General features: G+C 66.6%; 20 protein-coding genes. 16 read left to right on the forward strand and 4 right to left on the reverse strand.

Annotated features, from left to right (window positions below; genetic code table 11):
- Positions 1-19 precede the first annotated feature (19 nt).
- Positions 20-1471: a cysteine--tRNA ligase gene (cysS, locus tag AC1RKE_RS02165; RefSeq protein ID WP_333896465.1), complete on the reverse strand. Its 1452-nt coding sequence runs from the start codon at positions 1469-1471 to the stop codon at positions 20-22.
- Positions 1472-1576: 105 nt separating this feature from the next.
- On the opposite strand from cysS, the gene folE reads away from it, so the two are divergent.
- The 14 genes from folE (at position 1577) to AC1RKE_RS02235 (ending at position 15010) form a co-directional block, all read left to right on the forward strand.
- Complete coding sequence (folE, locus tag AC1RKE_RS02170) at positions 1577-2191, forward strand: GTP cyclohydrolase I FolE (protein ID WP_054766226.1); 615 nt, start codon at positions 1577-1579, stop codon at positions 2189-2191.
- 172 nt (positions 2192-2363) lie between these two features.
- Positions 2364-2798, forward strand: coding sequence for a biopolymer transporter ExbD (locus AC1RKE_RS02175; RefSeq protein ID WP_191558581.1), 435 nt, complete (start codon positions 2364-2366; stop codon positions 2796-2798).
- 126 nt (positions 2799-2924) lie between these two features.
- The gene (locus AC1RKE_RS02180; protein WP_348684407.1) at positions 2925-4751 is read left to right on the forward strand and encodes a gamma-glutamyltransferase family protein; all 1827 of its coding nucleotides are present in this window, start codon (positions 2925-2927) and stop codon (positions 4749-4751) included.
- Positions 4752-4796: 45 nt separating this feature from the next.
- Positions 4797-5138 carry an MmcQ/YjbR family DNA-binding protein gene (locus AC1RKE_RS02185; RefSeq protein WP_348684408.1) on the forward strand — a complete coding sequence of 114 codons (342 nt, stop codon included), beginning with the start codon at positions 4797-4799 and terminating at the stop codon, positions 5136-5138.
- A 57-nt stretch (positions 5139-5195) separates the two neighbouring features.
- Complete coding sequence (locus tag AC1RKE_RS02190) at positions 5196-6080, forward strand: alpha/beta hydrolase family protein (protein WP_348684409.1); 885 nt, start codon at positions 5196-5198, stop codon at positions 6078-6080.
- Positions 6081-6114: 34 nt separating this feature from the next.
- Positions 6115-6957: an aldo/keto reductase gene (locus tag AC1RKE_RS02195; protein ID WP_348684410.1), complete on the forward strand. Its 843-nt coding sequence runs from the start codon at positions 6115-6117 to the stop codon at positions 6955-6957.
- A 15-nt stretch (positions 6958-6972) separates the two neighbouring features.
- Positions 6973-7635: a Pr6Pr family membrane protein gene (locus AC1RKE_RS02200; protein ID WP_348684411.1), complete on the forward strand. Its 663-nt coding sequence runs from the start codon at positions 6973-6975 to the stop codon at positions 7633-7635.
- A gap of 8 nt (positions 7636-7643) precedes the next feature.
- Positions 7644-9173 carry a UbiD family decarboxylase gene (locus AC1RKE_RS02205; RefSeq protein WP_395942135.1) on the forward strand — a complete coding sequence of 510 codons (1530 nt, stop codon included), beginning with the start codon at positions 7644-7646 and terminating at the stop codon, positions 9171-9173.
- A gap of 33 nt (positions 9174-9206) precedes the next feature.
- A complete protein-coding gene (locus AC1RKE_RS02210) occupies positions 9207-9821 on the forward strand; it encodes a hypothetical protein (protein ID WP_152950700.1) in 615 nt (204 codons plus the stop codon).
- Positions 9822-9911: 90 nt separating this feature from the next.
- Positions 9912-10520, forward strand: coding sequence for a hypothetical protein (locus AC1RKE_RS02215; RefSeq protein ID WP_348684307.1), 609 nt, complete (start codon positions 9912-9914; stop codon positions 10518-10520).
- Positions 10521-10567: 47 nt separating this feature from the next.
- Complete coding sequence (locus AC1RKE_RS02220; protein ID WP_483458133.1) at positions 10568-12409, forward strand: M14 family metallopeptidase; 1842 nt, start codon at positions 10568-10570, stop codon at positions 12407-12409.
- Between the two features lie 3 nt (positions 12410-12412).
- Positions 12413-12820, forward strand: coding sequence for an MAPEG family protein (locus AC1RKE_RS02225; protein WP_228184486.1), 408 nt, complete (start codon positions 12413-12415; stop codon positions 12818-12820).
- A 43-nt stretch (positions 12821-12863) separates the two neighbouring features.
- Positions 12864-14219 (forward strand): TldD/PmbA family protein, encoded by a 1356-nt coding sequence (locus AC1RKE_RS02230; RefSeq protein WP_395942315.1) that lies wholly within the window; start codon positions 12864-12866, stop codon positions 14217-14219.
- Complete coding sequence (locus AC1RKE_RS02235; protein WP_348684309.1) at positions 14216-15010, forward strand: 3'(2'),5'-bisphosphate nucleotidase CysQ; 795 nt, start codon at positions 14216-14218, stop codon at positions 15008-15010. Before AC1RKE_RS02230 ends, AC1RKE_RS02235 begins: the two co-directional genes overlap by 4 nt.
- Positions 15011-15013: 3 nt before the next feature.
- On the opposite strand, the gene AC1RKE_RS02240 is transcribed toward AC1RKE_RS02235, so the two are convergent.
- Entirely contained in the window at positions 15014-15367 is a 354-nt protein-coding gene (locus AC1RKE_RS02240) for a hypothetical protein (RefSeq protein ID WP_224760985.1), read from the reverse strand.
- Between the two features lie 70 nt (positions 15368-15437).
- Here AC1RKE_RS02240 and AC1RKE_RS02245 point away from each other — a divergent pair, with 70 nt between their 5' ends.
- Both AC1RKE_RS02245 and AC1RKE_RS02250 read left to right on the forward strand, forming a co-directional pair.
- On the forward strand, positions 15438-15683 hold the full coding sequence (locus tag AC1RKE_RS02245) for a DUF4170 domain-containing protein (RefSeq protein ID WP_152950705.1): 246 nt from the start codon (positions 15438-15440) through the stop codon (positions 15681-15683).
- A 52-nt stretch (positions 15684-15735) separates the two neighbouring features.
- Positions 15736-15951 carry a hypothetical protein gene (locus AC1RKE_RS02250; RefSeq protein WP_054766242.1) on the forward strand — a complete coding sequence of 72 codons (216 nt, stop codon included), beginning with the start codon at positions 15736-15738 and terminating at the stop codon, positions 15949-15951.
- Positions 15952-15963: 12 nt separating this feature from the next.
- Here AC1RKE_RS02250 and AC1RKE_RS02255 read toward each other — a convergent pair whose 3' ends face one another.
- Both AC1RKE_RS02255 and AC1RKE_RS02260 read right to left on the reverse strand, forming a co-directional pair.
- A complete protein-coding gene (locus AC1RKE_RS02255; RefSeq protein WP_054767003.1) occupies positions 15964-16629 on the reverse strand; it encodes a protein tyrosine phosphatase family protein in 666 nt (221 codons plus the stop codon).
- A gap of 31 nt (positions 16630-16660) precedes the next feature.
- Positions 16661-17632, reverse strand: coding sequence for a DMT family transporter (locus tag AC1RKE_RS02260; RefSeq protein ID WP_395942313.1), 972 nt, complete (start codon positions 17630-17632; stop codon positions 16661-16663).
- Between the last annotated feature and the right edge of the window lie 9 nt (positions 17633-17641).

The raw sequence follows: 17641 nt of genomic DNA on the forward strand, positions 1-17641 counted from the left end.
TGATGGGGTGGGTGTGGGCTTACCCCTTCAGCCGCCAGGCGGCGCCGTCGGGGCCGTCCATGACGACGACGTTCAGTTCGTTCAGGCGGTCGCGGATGCGGTCGGCCTCGGGCCAGTCCTTGGCGGCGCGGGCCGCGGCGCGTTGCTCCAGCAGGGCCTCGACCTCGGCCTTCAGGGCGGGATCACCGCCCTCGAACCAGGCGTCCGGCGTCAGCGACAGCACGCCGAGCAGGCCGGCGGCTTCTTTCAGGCTCCAGCGAGCCATGGCGACGTCATTGATGTCGGTCTCGGCGTCATTGAGCAGATCGCGCAAGGCGTTCGCCAGCCCGAAGAGCTGAGCTATTGCGCCGGGCGTGTTGAGATCGTCCTCCAGCGCGTCCAGCACTGGATCGAGCGCGTTCTCGGCCAGCTCCAGCTCGGCCTCGTCCAGCGTGGCCGGATCGAAGTCGGCCAGGGCCGCGTCGGCGTCGCGCAGGACGCCGTAAAGTCGGTCCAGATTCTTGCGGCTCTGATCCAGCAGGCCCTGGTTCCAGTCTAGCGGCTGGCGATAGTGGGCGCTCAGCAGCGCCCAGCGGACGACTTCGCCCGGCATGGACTGGACCAGGTCGTGCAGCAAGAGGACGTTGCCGATCGACTTGGACATCTTCTCGGCGTCCACGGTCAGGAAGCCGTTGTGCATCCAGTAGCGGGCGTAGTGGTCGTGGGCGTTCTCGGCGTGGGCGCAGCCGTGGGCGCAGACGCCCTGGGCGATCTCGTTCTCGTGGTGGGGGAAGGCCAGATCGACGCCGCCGCCGTGGATATCGATCGGCAGGCCCAGGGTCTGTTCGATCATGGCCGAGCATTCGATATGCCAGCCTGGACGCCCCTCGCCCCAGGGGGAGGGCCAGGCCGGTTCGTCCGGCTTGGACGGCTTCCACAGGACGAAGTCGTGCGGATTCTTCTTGTAGGGCGCGACCTCGACCCGGGCGCCGGCGATCATGTCGTCCAGGTTCCGGCCCGACAGGGCGCCGTAGGACGGATAGGCCGAGACGTCGAACAGGACATGCCCTTCCGCCGCATAGGCGCAGCCGGCGTCGATGATGGCCTGAATCTGATCGACGATGGCCGGGATATAGTCGGTGACATGGGGGGCCAGGTCGGGCGGCGAAACGTTCAGCAGGGCCATGTCAGCCAGATAGGCGGCCTCGTAACGGGCCGTGACCTCGCCGATCGGCACCCCCTCGCGGGCGGCCTTCTGATTGATCTTGTCGTCCACGTCGGTGACGTTGCGGGCGTAGAGCACCTTGTCCGCCCCGTACTGCCTTCGCAGCAGCCTTGCCAGGACGTCGAACACCACCGGCGGGCGCGCATTGCCGATATGGGCGTAGTCATAGACCGTCGGGCCGCAGACATAGAGGGTCACCCGGTTCGGATCGCGCGGTTCGAACAGGCGCTTTTCACGGTGCAGGGTGTCGTGGATGTGCAGCGGCATGGAGCGGTCTTCGGCAGGTTTTCTTGCAGGACGGAGGGTCCGTCCCATATAGCGGCCTGAGATACAACCGGGCGCCCTCGCCCGCGCCGGCCGGAAATCCAGTCCATGAGCGTCACCCCCGCCAAACCCGTCCTCGTCAGCGATGCGGCTGTGCAGCGTCCCAGCCGCGAACAGGCGCTGGAGGCGGTGCGGACCCTGATCGCCTGGGCCGGCGACAATCCCGACCGGCCGGGCCTGATCGACACGCCCAAGCGGGTGGTCGACGCCTACGGAGAGTGGTTCGACGGCTATGAGGCCGACGCGGCCAAGGAGCTGAGCCGCACGTTCGAGGACGTGACCGGCTATGACGACATGGTCATCCTGCGCGAGATCGAGGTGGAGAGCCATTGCGAGCACCATCTGGCCCCCTTCCTGGGCAAGGCCTATGTCGCCTATCTGCCCGGCGAGAAGGTGGTGGGAATCTCCAAGCTGGCGCGGGTGGTCGAGATCTTCGCCCGGCGGCTGCAGAATCAGGAAACCCTGACCAACGACATCATCGAAGCCATCGAATCGCAGCTTCAGCCGAAGGGCGTCGCGGTCATGATCGACGCCGCCCATCAGTGCATGACCACCCGCGGGGTCCATCACCGGCACGTCTCGACCGTCACCACCCGCTTCACCGGCGCCTTCAAGTCCGATCCCGCCCTGGCGGAGCGTTTCCTGAAGCTGGCGAAGGGCTGAGCCGGCGCCCCTGTCGCATATGGCTGTCGCATATAATTGACGTGCAGGAAGGCGCGATCGTTTAGAAGCGCTTTACAAGCGGCGATCGGAACGCCAAGAACCGATCAAGCTTTCGGGCGATCCATAGGGAATGTCGGCGCATATGACGGCCGGCGAGTAACGGAGACGGTGCATGGCTGCGAAGATCGGTGGTTCCGGCGGGGACAAGCACACCATCGAACAGACGGCGGATATCAACATCACGCCGTTCATCGACATTCTGCTGGTGCTGATGATCATCTTCATGGTCGCCGCGCCGATGGCGACCGTCTCGATCCGTCTGGACCTGCCGCCCGCACAGCCGCCGTCACCGGACAAGCCCGAGAAGGAACCGGTGTACATCACCATCCAGGAGAACGGTCAGCTGTTCATCTCCGACAAGCAGACCTCGATCGACAACCTGGCGGCTGACGTCTGCACCGCCCTGGGCGGCGGCGCCTGCCAGGAAGAGCGCGTCTTCGTCCGCGCTCAGCCGGAAGTGAAATATTCGCAGTTCATGGAAGTCATGAACAAGATGCAGGAGAACGGCTTCTTCAAGGTCGGCCTGCTGAACGAAGACATCGAATAGGACCTGGGGTCTATCCAGGATCAGGGCCGCGTTCCGAAAGGGGCGCGGCCTTTTTCTTTGCGGTGAAGCTTGTCGGACGCGCCAGAGGCAGACTTGATAAGTCCCGGCTGTTCGAGGAGTCCGCCCATGCGCCGTCGCACCTTCCTATCCGCCCTGCCCGCAGGAACCCTGGCCGCCGGCGCCCTGGCCGCGACCGGGACCGAGGCGAGACAGGCGGCGGGCGCTGCCCCCTCCCCCGCCCGTCCGGCTGATCCCTATGCGGGGATCGGCATCGGAGATCGGGTCACGGGACCCAGGTTCACGGGCCGCTCAACCGTCTGGGGCATGAACGGGGCGGCGGCGACGGCCCATCCGACCGCCAGCCTGATCGGAATCGACACCCTGAGACGCGGCGGATCGGCCATAGACGCCGCCATCGCCATCAATGCGGCCCTGGGCTTTCTGGAGCCGGTGGCCAACGGCATCGGCGGCGACGCCTATTGCATGCTGTGGGATCCGAAGCAGAAGAAGGTGGTCGGGCTGAACGGGTCCGGCCCCAGCCCGCGGGGCCTGAGTCTGGAGACCGCGCGGTCCAGGGCCATCGACGGCTATCTGCCCCGCTACGGCGCGGTGACGGTGAACGTGCCGGGCACGGTGGACGCCTGGTGGAGCGCGCACCAGCGCTACGGCAAGCTGCCGTGGAAGGATGTGCTGCTGCCGGTCGCCGAGCTGTGCGAACAGGGCGCGCCCGTGCCCCAGGTCATCGCCTACTATCTGGAACGCAACATGGCGGCCTTTGATCGGGCGCGGATCCCGATCGAGGAGCACGACAACAGGAAGCGCATCTGGGCCGCGGGCGGGGCGACGCCCAAGGTGGGCGAGGTCTTCGCCAATCCCTTCCTGGGCAAGACGCTGCGGATGATCGCCGAGGGCGGACGCGACGCCTTCTATGACGGCCCCATCGCCGACCAGATCGAGGCCTATTTCAAGCGGATCGGCGGCTGGATGACCCGCGCCGACATGGCGGCCCACCACACCGAATGGGTCGAGCCGATCCAGACCAACTATCGCGGGGTGGACGTCTTCGGCCTGGGGCCGAACACCCAGGGCCTGTCGACCAACCAGATCCTGAACATCTGCGAACAGTTCGACCTGAAATCCATGGGCTTCCAGTCCGCCGCCTCTCTGCACGTCCAGGCCGAGGCCAAGCGGCTGGCGTTCGAGGACCGGGCGCGCTGGTTCGCCGACGACCGATTCTCCAAGACGCCGGTCGAATGGCTGAACTCCAAGGCCTATGCGGCCGAGCGGGCCAAGCTGATCCGGCCCGATCGGGTCATGGACCGCGTCATGCCGGGCGACGCCCCGCACCACGGCGACACCACCTATTTCAGCGTCGCCGACGCTGACGGGATGATGGTCAGCTGGATTCAGTCCAACTATCGCGGCATGGGTTCGGGCCTGGCGCCCGACAACGGCTCCGAACCGCTGGGCTTCATGTTCCAGGACCGGGGCGAACTGTTCGCCCTGACCGACGGCCACCCCAACATCTATGCGCCGGGCAAGCGGCCGTTCCAGACCATCATTCCCGGTTTCGCGGTCAAGGACGGAGAGCCCTGGATGGCGTTCGGCGTCATGGGCGGCGCCATGCAGCCTCAGGGCCAAGCCCAGATCATCATCAACATGGTCGACTATGGGCTGGAGCCCCAGGCGGCGGGTGATGCGCCGCGCTGGCAGCACTATGGCTCGTCGGAACCAACCGGCCAGCCGCAGGAAGGAACCGGAGTGCTGCACCTTGAGAGCGGCGTCCCCGAGGCGACCAAGGCGCAGCTGCGGGCCATGGGCTGGACCCTGGGCGAGCCGGACGGCGGCTTCGGCGGCTATCAGAACGTGATGAAACAGATGAACCCGGGCGGCCGCTGGACCTATGGCGCGGCCACCGAAATGCGCAAGGACGGGATCGCCCTGGCCTATTGAGGTTGGGCCTATTGAGGCTGGGCCTATTGAGATTGGCGTTCGGAAATGACCCACGAAGAGGTGCGTGCTCTGTTGCTGTCCTTCCCCGGCGTCGAGGACGGCGTCTCCTATGGGGAACCGTCGTTCAAGGTGGCGGGGAAGTTCTTCACCTGGCTGCGTCCGAAGCTGGACGACAGTATCGTGGTGCACCTGGATAATCTGGACGAGCGGGATTTGCTGATCGAGATGGCCCCCGACGCCTTTCATTTCACGGACCACTACCGCGACTATCCGATCGTGTTGGCCCGCATCGCCCATGTCGATCCCGTCTGGCTGAAGGCGGCGCTGTGGAAACGGTGGCGCAAGGTCGCGCCGAAGCGCTTGGTGAAGGCCCATGACGCGGCTTGACCTGACGTCGGGGAAATCAGTCAGGGTCCGTTGAAAATAGCAACGGACGGAAACGACATGGGGCTGACGGTCGAAGACCGGTCGATCAAGGCCGAGGACGGCTGGCCGCTGGAAGCGACCCTGTTTCGGGGCGACAGGCCGAGAATGGCGGTGCTGGTCTCGGCCGGAACGGGATTTCCGCGCGGCTTTTACGCCCGGTTCGCGCGGTGGATGGCCGAACGGGGCGGCGTGGTTCTGACCTATGACTATCGCGGCATCGGCGGGTCGCGGCCCGAGGATCTGGCGGCCATGGAGATGGACTATCCCGACTGGGGTCGGCTGGACATGCCGGCGGCGCTGAAGGCTCTGAAGAAGGCGGCGCCGGGCCTGCCGATCTTCCATGTCGGACACAGCGTCGGGGGTCATTTCGTCGGCTTCATGCCCAACCAGGGCGAGATCGCCCGCCACGCCTTCGTCTCGGTCGGGACCGGATGGTGGGGCGGACACCACCGAACCTATAATCCGATGGAGCTGTTCTTCTGGTTCGGTTTCGGGCCGCACCAGCTGCGCCGCCACGGCTATATCCGCGCGGGCCGGCTGTGGCGCGGGACCGACCTGCCGCGCGGCGTGTTCGATACGTGGAGGCGGTGGTGCCTGAAGCCCGCCTATTTCCTGGACGAGCTGAGGTCCGGCGCCCTTGAGCCCCAGGGGTTCGACAAGGTTCGGGCGCCGATCCGGTCCTGGATCTTTCCCGACGACCCCATCGCCACACCGGGCACAGGCGCGGCCCTGCTGAAGGCCTATCCCAACGCCTCGTCCGAGATCGTGGTGCGACGCTCCCAAGACTACGGCGCCCGACGGATCGGCCACGAGGGCGCCTTCCGCAAGGGACTGGAGCCGCTGTGGCAGGAAATTCTGGATTGGTTCGACGCAGGGGTTTCGAAGGCTGGACCCGGCGCCTAACTGTTCGGCTCCCCCAGTGAGAAGGTGTTCCCCCATGGCCTATGGCGGTCAGCCCACCCTCAGCGTCGACGGCGTCGAGATTCCCCTGCTCGGCTTCGGCACATGGCAGCTGGAGCCGGCGGACGCGCGCCGGATGGTCGCCGAGGCCCTGCGGATCGGTTATCGCCACATCGACACGGCCTGGATCTACAAGAACGAGAAGGCGGTGGGCGAAGGCATCCGGGATTCGGGCGTGCCGCGTGAGGACATCTTCCTGACCACCAAGATCTGGGTCGAGCATTTCACCCATGACGCCCTGCTGAAACAGGCCGAGGAATCGGCCGAGAGCCTGGGAACCACGCCGGACCTGCTGCTGCTGCATTGGCCCAAGCCGACGCCGACCTTCGAAGAGACCCTGGGCGCGCTGAACGAGGCCAAGGACCGGGGACTGACGCGCAACATCGGCCTGTCCAACTTCCCGTCCAAGGAATTCCGGCAGGCCCAGGCCCTGTCCAAGGCGCGGCTGATCACCAATCAGGTCGAACACCATCCCTATCTGGGCGTTGACGCCCTGGTCGCGACGGCGGCCGAGCTGGGGTCGTCGATCACGGCCTGGTCGCCCCTGGCCCAAGGCAAGATCGCAGACGACGCCACGATTTCCGAGATCGCCCAGGCCCATGGCAAGACCAATGGCCAGGCCACCCTGCGCTGGCTGATCCAGAACCGGATCATCGCCATTCCGCGCACGACGAAGGAAAGCCGGGCGCGCGAGAATTTCGACATCTTGGACTTTGAACTGTCGGGCGAGGAGATGCAGCGGATGGACGCCCTGGACCGGGGCGAACGGCTGGGCGACTGGCTGGACCCCGCCTACGAATGGGACAAGTCCGCCGCCTGATCAGAGGAGGCGCGCATGTTGCGGGAAAGAGATCGACCGCGCCTGTGGCGCGCCGCCTTCGCCGTCATCGGCTGGGCGGCGCTCGCGTTGCAGTATCTGCTGATGGCGGGGCCGGCGGACGGCTGGGCGGTGGCGACGCGGACGGTCCAGTACTTCAGCTTCTTCACAATTCTGACCAATATACTGGTCGCCGTTGCCCTGACGGGGCCTTTGCTGAAACCGACATGGCCCCTGGCCCGCTGGACGGCGTCGCCGACCTTCCGCGCCGCCGTGACGACCTATATTCTGATCGTCGGGGTGGTGTATCATTTCATGATCGCCCCCTACTGGCGGCCGGAGGGGCTGACCTTGGCCGTCAATCTGGTGCTGCACTACGTCATGCCGGCCGCCTTCCTGCTGGACTGGCTGTGGTTCACGCCGAGGGGCGCGTTGCGGTGGATCGACCCGGTGAAGGCCCTCGGATTTCCGCTGATCTTCGGCGCATGGACCCTGGGTCACGGGCTCGCCACCCACTGGTGGCCCTATGGGTTCGTCAATGTTGACGCCCTGGGGCTGGGCCGGGTGCTGGCGACGTTCGGCGGGCTGCTGGTCTTTTTCCTGCTGGTCGGATCGGCGCTGGTCGGGATGGACCGGGTCTTAAGCCGAACGAGGCGTGACAGTTCGGCCCCGGCGCTTTAGGCGGAGCCATGGCTTACAAATCCCTGCGTGACTTCATCGACCAGCTGGAAGCCGACGGCGAGCTGGTGCGGGTGTCCGAACCCGTCTCCACCGTGCTGGAGATGACCGAGATCCAGACCCGGCTGCTGCGCAACGGCGGCCCGGCGGTGCTGTTCGAAAAGCCGGTCATGCCGGACGGGACGATCAGCCCGATCCCCTGCCTGGCCAATCTGTTCGGCACGGTGAAACGGGTCGCCATGGGGCTGACGCTGGAGGGCAAGAACCGCACGACGGCGGGCGAGCTGCGCGAGGTCGGGGAACTGCTGGCCTTCCTGAGAAATCCGACGCCGCCGCGCGGCTTAAGCGACGCCATGGAGATGCTGCCCCTGGCGCAGACCGTCATGTCGATGCGACCCAAGACGGTGAAGAAGGCGCCGGTGCAGGAGGTGGTGCTGAAGGGCGACCAGATCGACCTGACCGCCCTGCCCGTCCAGACATGCTGGCCCGGCGAGCCGGCCCCCCTGATCACCTGGGGCCTGGTCGTGACCAAGGGGCCCAGCGAGGATCGCGAGGACGACTTCAACCTGGGCATCTATCGGATGCAGGTCCTGGGCAAGGACCGGGCGATCATGCGCTGGCTGGCCCATCGCGGCGGGGCCCAGCACTACGCCCGGCACAAGAAGGCGCGGCCCAAGGAGCCCCTGCCCTGCGCCGTCGTCCTGGGCGCCGATCCGGGGACGATCCTGGCGGCGGTGACCCCGGTGCCGGACACCCTGTCGGAATATCAGTTCGCCGGCCTGATGCGCGGCGCCAAGGCCGAGTTGGTCCCGTGCAAGACCGTGCCGCTGATGGTCCCGACCCAGGCCGAGATCGTGCTGGAGGGGCACGTCCTGCTGGACGCGTTCGAGGACGAAGGCCCCTACGGCGACCACACCGGCTATTACAACTCGGTCGAGAAGTTCCCGGTCTTCCAGGTCAGCGCCGTCACCATGCGGCGGAACCCCATCTATCTGACCACCTTCACCGGACGGCCGCCGGACGAGCCCAGCGTGTTGGGCGAGGCGCTGAACGAGGTCTTCATCCCCCTGCTGCGCCAGCAGTTCCCCGAGATCGTCGACTTCTGGCTGCCGCCCGAGGGGTGCAGCTACCGGATCGCGGTGGTGTCGATGAAGAAGGCCTATCCGGGCCACGCCAAGCGAGTGATGCTGGGCGTCTGGAGCTATCTTCGCCAGTTCATGTACACCAAATGGGTCATCGTCGTGGACCACGACATCGACGCCCGCGACTGGAAGGACGTCATGTGGGCCATCTCGACCAAGATGGACCCGGCGCGCGACATCACCGTGATCGAGAACACCCCGATCGACTATCTGGATTTCGCCAGCCCCGAGAGCGGCCTGGGCTCCAAGATCGGCCTGGACGCGACGGACAAATGGCCGCCCGAGACCAAGCGCGAATGGGGCGAGGAGATCCGGATGGACCAGGCGGTGGTCGAAAGGATCGACGCTATCTGGGACACGCTCGGCTTGCCCGGCGACAAGAGGTCGATCTGGAAATAGGGCGGAAGCCTTGATTCACGCCGAGGGGGCGATGTGAGCGCGTTCGAATTTTTCTTCAGCTTCTATGGGCTGATCCTGGGCCTGTCGGTGGCGGAACTGCTGGGCGGGTTCGCGCGGACGCTGAACCGTAATCCAAGGCCGCGCTTCGGCCTGTTGACGCCGCTGCTGGTGGTGTTCGCCGCATTGGATGTGACCACCTTCTGGTTCCAGGCCTGGATCATCTTCCGCCCCGCCCCGTTCAATCTGGCCCTTCTGATGCTGGGACTGGTGATCGCAGGCCTGTTCTACATCTCGGCCACCCTGGTCTTTCCCCGTGACGAGGATCAGGTCGAGGATCTGGACGCCCATTTCTGGCGCAACAAGCGCACCATCCTTCTGCTTCTGCTGAGCGCCAATGTCATTGTAGCCAGCCTGATCGTCGGCGTCGCGGCCGCCCAGGGCGAACTGCATCTGGTGGCCAAGAGCTGGTTCTTCTGGTTCGGCGTGAGTCTGTTCACCGGTCTGACGCTGATCGCCGCCCTGGCGCGCCGCCCCTGGATCGTGAAGGCGGCGCTGATCGCGCTCTTGGCCTATTACGGCCTGAACATCAGCCGGGCTGCGGCGCCCCTGGTTGAAAAGGGCGGCTGGTCCCTGGTGGCGAAGGAATAGTCCGCCGATCGCGGATCGGCCGCCGAGGCGCGCTTGCCAAGACAAGCGCGATAACTCCATATCTGGGCGTGGCGTCAGATCGGGGGACAGGTGAGCGCGTTCGAATTCTATTTCAGTTTCTATGGCTTGGCGCTCGGCTTGTCGGTGGCGGTGATCGCCACGGGCCTGGCTGCGGCGATCCAGCATCGCAAGACCCTGCGCATCGGCTGGCTGACGCCCCTGTTGGCCCTGTTCGTCGGCCTGGACATCGCCACCTTCTGGGACGCCGCCTGGCACACCTTCCGCGACGCCCCGTTCAGCTACGGCATGCTGGTGATCGGCCTGGCGATCGCCATGGTCTATTTCATCGCGGCCTCCCTGGTCTTTCCGCACCAGATCGAAGACGGGATGGACCTGGACGACCATTTCTGGGGCAACAAGAGGATCGTGCTGATCCTGACCACCGTGGCCAATACGCTGATGGTGGCGGTCTCGATCTCTCAAATACTCGGCAAGCCGGGTGCGGCGATGCTGCTGATCAACTATGCGATCGCCTATCCCCTGTATCTGGTGCTGGTCGTTCCGGCGGCCCTGACCCGCAGCAGGCGGACCTTCGCCATCCTGCTGGGCCTGCACGTCGCCATCTATTTGATCTTGGCCTGCATGCCGGCGACCCTCGCCGTCCCCACCCCGGCCACGCCCGCCGCCGTCGCCGGCTGAGGCCCGCAGGCTTGCCATAAGGACCGGATCGGTCGAGGACTTCATCCATGCGTCACGCGCTTCTGTTCGCCGCCGTCGCGGCCCTAGTCTCGAGTCCCGCCATGTCCCAATCGCCGGGCCGTCCGCCCGTTCTTTCCAATATCGCGCCCTGGGACCAGCCCTTCCTGCCGCCCGCGCCGGCCTGGGACGGGGCGTCGAAGGCCCTGCTGCGCGATGCGAGCGATCCCTGGGTGACGCCGTTCGAGGCCGATCGGGGCCATGACTTTTCGCCGAACTATGTCGATACCCGCGCCTGGTTCGACCGACTGGACGCCGCCAGCGACCTGATCCGGATCGAACAGTTCGGCGTCTCGCCCGAGGGGCGGCCCATCTATGCGGTGATCGCCTCCAAGGACGGGGCGAACTTCGATCCGGCCAAGCCGGTGCTGATGATCCAGGCGGGCATCCATCCCGGCGAGATCGACGGCAAGGACGCGGGCATGATGGTGCTGCGCGACATCGCCTTTTACGGCAAGGACGCCCTGCTGGACCGGGTCAATCTGATCCTGATCCCGATCCTGAGCGTGGACGGGCATGAGCGCGCCGGCGCCTATTCCCGGCCGAACCAGCGCGGGCCGCGCATTCAGGGCTGGCGCAATACGGCGACCAACCAGAACCTGAACCGCGACTATCTGAAGCTGGATCAGGCCGAAATGCGGGCGGTGCGGGGCCTGATCCTGAAGTACCGGCCGGACCTCTATGTGGACGTCCACGTCACCGACGGCCTGGATTACCAGTACGACGTCACCTACGGCTTCAACGGCGAGGACGGATCGTTCAGCCGGTCCCCCAACAGCTCGGCCTGGCTGGATACGGTGTTCAAGCCGGCGATGAACGCGGCCCTGGAGCGCCAAGGCCATATCCCCGGCGAACTGGTGTTCGGCATCGACGACGACGAACCGAAGAAGGGGCTGTCGGACGGCGGCCTGGGCGAACGCTACTCCAACGGCTGGGGCGCCGCAGCCCATGTGCCGACGATCTTGATCGAAAACCACAGTCTGAAACCGCACGAACAGCGGGTGCTGGGGACCTATGTCTTCATCGAGGAGGCGATGCGGCTGCTGGCCGATCAGGGCGCGGCGCTGAAGGCGGCCACCGATCAGGACCTGACCCTGCGACCGGCGCAGATCCTGGCGAATTTCGAGGCGGAGGAGACCCCCTCCTCCACCCGCCCGTTCAAGGGGATGCTGTACGAGATGTATCACAGCCCCGCCTCGGGTCGCGACGAGGTGCGTTGGCTGGGCCGGCCCGATCCCGAACCGTGGCAGATGCCCTTCTACGGATCCAAGCCGACGCTGACCCTGAACCGCCCGACCGCCTATTGGGTGCCCAGCTATCGCACCGACATCATCGAGCGGCTGAAAATCCACGGCGTCGAGATGGAGACGCTGGCGGCGCCGCGCACGATGAACCTGTCGATGCTGCGCCTGGTCGAGCCGAAACTGGCGACGCGGGCGAACGAGGGTCACGTCCAGGCTTCGGTGAAGACGGTCGAGGTCGAACGCCGCGACTGGACCTTCCCCACCGGCTCGGTGCGCGTGCCCACTGACCAGCCGCTGGGCGACGTCGTCGTTCTGCTGCTGGAGCCCCAGTCCAGCGAGAGCTTCTTCGCCTGGGGCCTGTTCCCCGAAGTCATGAGCCGGGTCGAATATATCGAGGCCTACGCCATCGCGCCCCTGGCCGAGAAGATGCTGGCGGCCGATCCGGCGCTGAAGGCCGAGTTCGAGGCCAAGCTGGCGGCCGAACCGGCGTTCGCGGCCGATCCGCAGGCGCGGCTGGCCTGGTTCTATGAGCGGACGCCCTTCTATGACGACCGCTATCTGCTCTATCCCGTCGGGCGCGAGGACTGATCCATGACTACCCCCATGATGTACGCCGTCCAGGCCGCAGCCGTGTGGAGCGGACTGCTGATCCTGCTGCTCCTGGTTCTGTCGGGCATTGTGGTCAGCGGCCGCCGCAAACATATGGTGTCGCTGGGGGACGGCGGTATCGCGGACCTAGCGGCCGCCACCCGCGCCTTCGGCAATTGCGCCGAATACGCCGCGCCCGGCATGATCGCCATGCTGCTTCTGGCCGCCGTCGGAGCGCCCGCCTGGATGGTGCATGGCGTGGGGGCGACCCTGTTCGTGGGGCGGTCGGCCCATGCCCTGGGCCTTCTGTTCCAGACGGGGCCGTCGCTGGGTCGGGTGATTGGCATGCTGCTGACCTGGGTCGCCCTGCTGACGGCGGCGGTCGGATTGATCGCCTTCGCCGTGGTCTGAGGCGCGAGGTTGCGACGCAGCAAAGGGTCCGCCATATCGGGGCATGACTGAAGCCCGCGACGCCACCGCCTCCGCCGATCTTTTGCATGACATCGTCCAGGCCGCGCTGAAAGCCGGCGCGGACGCCGCCGAGGCGGTCAGCGCCGATCGTCGTTCCCTGTCAGTGGGCGTTCGCAACGGAAGGCTGGAGGATGTGGAGCGCGAGGAATCGCGCGATCTGGGCCTGCGGGTCTTCGTCGGACAGCGGCAGGCCTCGGTTTCCGCCTCGGACCTGTCGCCGGCGACTCGCACACGTTTGGTCGAACGCGCGGTGGCCATGGCGCGGCTGGCGCCGGAAGACCCCCACGCCGGTCTGGCGCCGCAGGATCGGCTGGCGCAGGCGCCCTTCGCCGAACTGGACCTGTTCGATCCCAGCGAACGCAGTGCGGAAGCGCTGGAGCAGGCCGCCGCCGAGGCAGAGGCCGCGGCTTTGGCCGTGAAGGGCGTCGCCCGGTCCGAGGGCGGGCATGCGTCCTGGTCGTCCAGCCGCTGGCGACTGGTGACCTCGCATGGATTCGACGGGGACTATCAGGGTTCGGCCTTCTCGCTGGGCGTCGGAGTGATCGCCGAGAAGGACGGAGCGATGGAGCGCGGCGGCGAGAGCCGCTCGACCCGGCATCTGTCGGACCTGCCGGGCGCCGAAATCATCGGGCGAACGGCCGGCGAACGCGCCGCAGCCCGGACCGGGGCGCGCAAGATCGCCTCGACCACCGCCCCCGTCATCTTCGACAACCGCATGGCCGGCCAGATCGTCTCGCCGGCGATCGGCGCGATTTCGGGGCCGTCGATCGCGCGCGGCACCTCCTTCCTGAAGGACCGGATGGGCCAGAGGGTGTTCGCCCAAGGCGTGACCCTGATCGACGATCCATTCCGGCCGCGCGGCCTGGGATCGACCCCGTTCGACGATGAAGGGGTCGTGGTCGAACGGCGCGCCCTGTTCGACGACGGTGTGCTGACCACCTGGCTGCTGAACAGCGCCTCGGCCCGGCAGTTGGGGCTGGAGTCCACCGGCCACGCCTCGCGCGGCCTGGCGGGATCGGCGGGGGTTTCGACCCACAATCTGCACATGGAGCCGGGCGAGCGCGATCTGGCCGGGCTGATGGCCGACGCCGGGACCGGGCTTCTGGTCACCTCCATGTTCGGGCCGTCGCTGAACGGAAACACCGGCGACTGGTCCGCCGGGGTGTCGGGCTTCTGGTTCGAGAACGGCGCGATCGTCTATCCGGTCAATGAGGTGACGGTGGCGGGCAAGCTGCCTGACCTCTATCTGCGGCTGGTTCGGGGCTCGGACCTGGAGTTCCGGGGCAGTTTCAACGTGCCGAGCCTGATGTTCGACGCGGTGGCCATAGCGGGCAAATGACGGAGCTGGACGCCGATCTCGACCTGATCCGCCAGGCGGCGATCGACGCCGGGGCCCTGGCCGTCGCCGAACGCGAGGCGGGGCTGAAGATCGAGTCAAAGGCGGGCGGCTCCCCCGTGACCAGCGGCGACCTGGCGGTGGACGCCATGCTGAAGGACCGTCTGTTGGCCGCCCGGCCTGACTATGGCTGGCTGTCGGAGGAGACGGCGGACTCGCCGGACCGCCTGTCGAGGCGACGGATCTTCGTGGTGGACCCGGTGGACGGCACGGTGGCCTATATGAAGCGCCAACCCTGGTGGTGCACCCCCATCGCCGTGGTCGAGGACGGCCAGGTCGTCGCCGCCGTCATCCATGCGCCGGAGGTTCAGGAAACCTATGCGGCGGTTCGGAACGGCGGGGCCTGGCGCAACGGCGCCCGGGTGCGGGCCTCGGACGTGGACACGCTGGACGACGCCTCGGTGCTGGGCGACGCGCGGATGATCGAGGGGCCGCACTGGGACGAGCCCTGGCCGCCCCTGCGGTTCTCAAAGCGCAACGCCCTGGCCTATCGGATGGCCCTGGTCGCCGCCGGCGCCTTCGACGCGGCCCTGGCCCTGACGCCGAAATGGGATTGGGACGTGGCGGCGGGCAGTCTGATCGCCGAAGAGGCGGGGGCGCGCGTCACCGACCACCACGGCCGCCCCTGGCGGTTCAACCGGCCCGACCCGCGTCAGGCCAGCCTGGTCTGCGCCGCCCCGGCCCTGCACCCGCTGATCATACGGCGCTGTAAAAACGTGCCGCTGTCGACCTGAAACCTAGGCAGCCGGCTCTTCATGCAGGTCGAGCCGACGCTGAATACGGCCCACATCGTCCCGCATTCGGTCCAGAGACACCTGGAGGCGAGCGTCAGTCTCCGCCAACCCGGCGATGTCGCGCCGCACGGACGTCAGCCCGATTTCGACGCCGGAGACCCGTTCCTTCAACTCACGCAGATCAAGCGCCAGCGTATCGATCTTGGCGTCGATCCGCCGCAGGAACACCAGCGTCAGATTTTCCGGATCACTGCTCATGACCGCATAATGCCCCAAGCTGCGATGACGGGCAAACGGGAGCGCGGCTGTAAAAACGTGCCGCTTTCGACGTAAGGCAGGGTCTGAAAACCCCGTCATACATTGATCCTTAGGCGTTCTCGGCCTATGCCCCGGCCAAAGCCCCACCCGAGCCTTTCAAGGACATCCGATGGTCGACCAATCCTCCGTCCCCACGCAACTGCTGCACCTGGTCATCGGCGGCGAACTGCGCCACCCGAAGGAGCCCGTCTTCCGCGACCTGTCCCAGGTCGAGTTCGTCGGCGCCTACGGCAGCTATGACGAAGCCAAGAAGGCCTGGAAGGCGCGCGCCCAGGCGACCGTGGACAATGCCCATATGCGCTATTTCATCCTGCACGCCCACAAGCTGATCGACCCGCGCGGCGACGCGGCCTGAGTGCGACGTCAGGGAGCGGGAACCCGTTCCCTGACACGGACGCTGAACGACCGTGATCAACCTGGAACCCCAACAGATCTTTCAACTGGTCAGCCTGCTGGCTGTCCTGGCCCTGTTCAGCTTTTCGCTGCGAGGCCACATCGGCTATGCGCGCTGGTTCAAGCGGTGGGAGGCCGAACGCAAGGCGCGACGGGACGCCGAACTGGCCGCCGAGGCGCGCCAGGCCGGCGAAGACGACGAAAGACCGAAGACCGGCCCCTGGGGCTGACGGTGTCGGCCCCTACTCCCGCCTCAGCAGCTTTTCGGTCAGCAGCGTGCCCCACCAGCCGGCCTTGAACTCGGCGCGGATGGCCTTGGGGTCGTAGTCGGGACTGTCGACCCAGTCGATGAAGCTGACGCCCTGCGGCTCGACCTCGTTCACGTACTTCTCCAGCGTATAGTCCAGGACGCCGGTCAGCCCTTCGCGCGAGTGAAGATATTTCTTCGACAACTGCTTCATGGCGACCGATATGGGCTCGCCCAGATGGAAGTGGCGATAGAAGACCGCCATCATCCCGGCTCGGTCCGCGCCGGACTTGCAGTGGATCAGGACGGGATAGTCGATGGTCTTGAACAGGTCGCGCGCCCGGTGAATGCGATCCCTCTGCGGCGGGTCGCGCGAGTCAAGCGGCGCGTCGATCAAGGTCAGGCCCAGCCGCCGGCAGGCCTCCTTCTCCAGCCAGTAATAGCCCTCGTCCCGCTCGCCCCGCAGATTGATGACGGTCTTGACCCCCTTGGACTTCCAATAGGCCAGTTGGCGCGGCGACGGCTGGTTGGTGCGGACAAGGTCCGGCCCCAGCCAGTGCGCGTTGGAGAAGACTAGGCGCAGAAAGGCGTGATCCGCCCAGAAATAATGCCAATGGGCCCGGAAACGGCCCATTGCGGTCGAAAGGTCAAAGCGCGCCATGGCCGCCAGATAGCGATCCGGGGCCGCCGCGTCATCCTCCGCTTGCGACCGGGGCCGTCGCCGACCCGTCTTGCGGCGCCCGACCCTCGATCCAGAAGATGAAGATCGAGGCTCCGACGATCAGGGCGGCGCCCGGCCAGAACCAGGGCGACGGCGTCTGTCCCAGCAGAAGCCAGCCGACCAGGCCGGCCAGCGGCGCCTTCAGATCGGCGAAGGGCTGCAGATAGGCGGCGTCGGTCAGCCGGTAGGCGAAGGCCAGCAGATATTGCGCCGCCGCCGTCAGGGCGCCCAGGGCCAGCAACAGCAGCAGGCCCGCCCCCTCGGGCAGGGCGAAGGGCAGGCCCGTCGCCACCCCGGTCGGCAGGGCGAAGGCGAAGGCGTTCGCCAAGAGCAACAGAGCCAGATGGTTGGGCGTGATCAGGACCAGCAGGGACAGGGTCAGGGTCTCCGGCGTCTCCTCCCTCGCCAGCCAGCGGGTCATCACATCGGTGACGGCCCATAGGGCGGCGGCCAGGACCGGGGTCAGGGCGGCCCATCCCAGCCCCTCGGCTCCTACGCCGGAAACGATCACCGCGCCGATGAAGCCGACCATGGCCGCGACGATCCGGGGGCCCGATACCCGCTCCCCCAGAAACAGGGTCGAGCCGATGATGACGAACAGGGGGCCGGTCGCCAGCAGGGTCACCATCTGCCAGATCGGCACGCCCGAGGCGAAGCCGTAGACGAAGACGTGCACCCCCAGGGCCGAGGCGAAGGCGCGGATCAGATGGGCCAGGGGCCGGCGCGTCTTCAGCCTGCCCAGGCCGATCCGCGAGACGATCGGCAGCATCAGGACCGAGGCGATCAGATACTGCCAGAAGGCCATTCCGGTCGAACTCATGCCGAACCGCTGCGGCAAGACGGATTGCAGGATGTTGCCGCCTGCGAAGACGAGACTGGCCGACAGCATCAACAAGGCGCCCCAAGCGGGCGCGCGGAGGGAGGGTGAGGAAATCTGGTTCAATTGGTCGTC

It is taken from the genome of Brevundimonas sp. GW822-FHT03E11 (assembly GCF_058801445.1).